At 73.0% G+C, this 2622-nt stretch carries 2 protein-coding genes; one reads left to right on the forward strand and one right to left on the reverse strand.

Annotation, left to right across the window (positions count from 1 at the left end):
* Window positions 1-790, reverse strand: a 790-nt coding sequence (locus IJH84_RS28365) for an NAD(P)-dependent alcohol dehydrogenase (RefSeq protein WP_295151051.1), incomplete at its 3' end; no start/stop codon positions are given.
* A 112-nt stretch (window positions 791-902) separates the two neighbouring features.
* Between IJH84_RS28365 and IJH84_RS28370 the strand changes: the two genes are divergently transcribed.
* The coding region (locus IJH84_RS28370; protein ID WP_295151053.1) for a thioredoxin domain-containing protein at window positions 903-2622 on the forward strand (1720 nt) is incomplete at its 3' end.

Here is a 2622-nt window from a genome sequence, read left to right on the forward strand (position 1 = left end):
CCAGCACCACCCGCCCGGCGCGGCCGACCGCGCGGATCGCCTCGGAGGCCGCCGCGGGCACGCCGGAGCACTCCAGCAGCACGTCCGGTTCGTAGCCCGCGTCGCCCAGCGGCGTCTCCGCGACGTTGATCGTCGAGGTCGCGGCCAGCTCGGCGGCCAGTTGCAGGCGGTGCGCGGCGACGTCGGTGACCACGACCTCGCTCGCGCCGAACGCGCGGGCGGTCTGCGCGGCGACCAGCCCGATCGGGCCGGAACCGGTGATCAGCACTCGCGAACCGGGTCCGACGTGGCCTTTCCGGCACGCCCACACGCCCACCGAGAGCGGTTCGATCAAGCCGGTCGCGTCGTCGGAGAGCGACTCCGGCGCACGGTGCGCGAACTGCTCGTGCACGGTGACGTACTCGCAGAACGCTCCATCGATGGGCGGTGTCGCGAAGAACTTCATGTCCGGGCACAGGTTGTACCGGCCCGCGCGGCACTGCGCGCACACGAAGCACGGCTGACCGGGCTCGATGGACACCCGATCACCCGGCGCGTGCAGCTGCGCGGCCGCGCCGGTGGCGACCACGACTCCGCCTGCCTCGTGCCCCAGGACGAGCGGATCGCGCACCACGAACGTCCCGATGCGGCCTTGCTCGTAGTAGTGCGTGTCCGAGCCGCAGGTGCCCACTGCCTCCACCCGCACCAGCACCTCGTGCGGCCCGGGCGCCGGAACGGGCCGTTCCTGCACCTCGACGTCTTGGATGTCGCGCAGCACGGAAGCGCGCATGGTGTCCGGGATCTGCGGCATCGGGCCTCCTCGTCGTCTCGCCCCACCGTCGCAGCAAGGATGCCGCGCCCGCGGCAGGGGCGGGAACCCGCCACGGGTGCACCTGATCATCGCGAGTGGGACGCTGGCGGACATGGCGAACCGGCTTGCTGACGCGACCAGCCCGTACCTGTTGCAGCACGCGGACAACCCGGTGCACTGGTGGCAGTGGACGCCGGAGGCGTTCGAGGAGGCGCGGCGCCGGGACGTGCCGGTGCTGCTGTCGATCGGCTACGCCGCCTGCCACTGGTGCCACGTGATGGCGCACGAATCGTTCGAGGACGCCGACATCGCCGCGGTGATGAACGAGAACTTCGTGAACATCAAGGTGGACCGGGAGGAACGCCCGGACGTCGACTCCGTCTACATGGAGGCCACCCAGGCCATGACCGGCCAGGGCGGCTGGCCGATGACCTGCTTCCTGACTCCGGACGGCGAACCGTTCCACTGCGGCACCTACTACCCGGCCCGCCCGCTGCAGGGGATGCCGTCGTTCCCGCAGCTGCTCGACGCCGTGGCCAAAGCCTGGTCGGAGCGCGGCGCCGAGGTCCGCGCGGCCGCGACCAGGGTGGTGGAGCAGCTCGCCGAGCAGCGCCCGCCGCTGCCGGAGTCCGCGGTGGACGAGCAGGTGCTGGCCTCCGCGGTGTCCCAGCTGCACGAGGAGTTCGACGCCGCGAACGCCGGCTTCGGCGGAGCCCCCAAGTTCCCGCCGTCGATGGTGCTGGAGTTCCTGCTGCGCCACCACGAGCGCACCGGCTCGCCGGACGCGCTGGCGATGACCGAGGGGACCTGCGAGGCGATGGCCCGCGGCGGCATCTACGACCAGCTCGCCGGGGGCTTCGCGCGCTACAGCGTCGACGCCGAGTGGGTCGTGCCGCACTTCGAGAAGATGCTCTACGACAACGCGCTGCTGCTGCGCGCGTACGCGCACCTGGCCAAGCTGGGCGCGTCGTCGGCGGCGCTCGCGGAGCGGGTCACGCGCGAGGCCGGCGAGTTCCTGCTGCGCGACCTGCGCACCGCGGAGGGCGCGTTCGCCGCTTCGCTGGATGCCGACACCGAAGGCGTGGAAGGGCTCACCTACGTCTGGACGCCCGAGGAGCTGCAGGAGGTGCTCGGCGAGCAGGACGCGCAGTGGGCCGCGGAGCTGCTGCACGTGACCTCGGCCGGGACCTTCGAGCACGGCGCCTCGACGTTGCAGCTGCGTCGCGACCCGGACGACCTGCCCCGGTGGCAGCGCATCCGCGAGGCGCTGCTGGACGCGCGGTCCAGGCGCCCGCAGCCGGGCATCGACGACAAGATCGTGACGTCCTGGAACGGGATGGCGCTGACCGGGCTGGTCGAAGCGGCCGCGGTGTTGCAGGAACCGCAGTGGATCGAGGCGGCGGAACGCGCCGCGGACCTGCTCACCGAGCTGCACCTGGTCGACGGCCGGTTGCGCCGCAGCTCCCGCGACGGCGTGGTGGGCGCCGCGGCAGGGGTGCTCGAAGACCACGGTTGCCTGGCCGAGGGACTGCTGGCGCTGCACCAGGCGACCGGGCGGCGGCGGTGGCTCGAAACCGCGTGCGCGCTGCTGGACACCGCGCTGGAGCAGTTCGCCGACGACGAGCACGCGGGGCTGTTCCACGACACCGCCGCGGACGCGGAAGCGCTGATGCGCCGCCCTTCGGACCCGACCGACAACGCCAGCCCGTCCGGGGCGTCCGCGACGACGTCCGCGCTGATCACCGCGGCGGCGTTGGCCGGGCCGGACCGCGCGGCCCGCTACCGGTCGGCCGCCGAGCAGGCGCTGACCAGGGCGGGCCTGATCGCCGAGC

The organism is Saccharopolyspora sp., from assembly GCF_017434145.1.
Lineage (GTDB): Bacteria > Actinomycetota > Actinomycetes > Mycobacteriales > Pseudonocardiaceae > Saccharopolyspora_C > Saccharopolyspora_C galaxeae.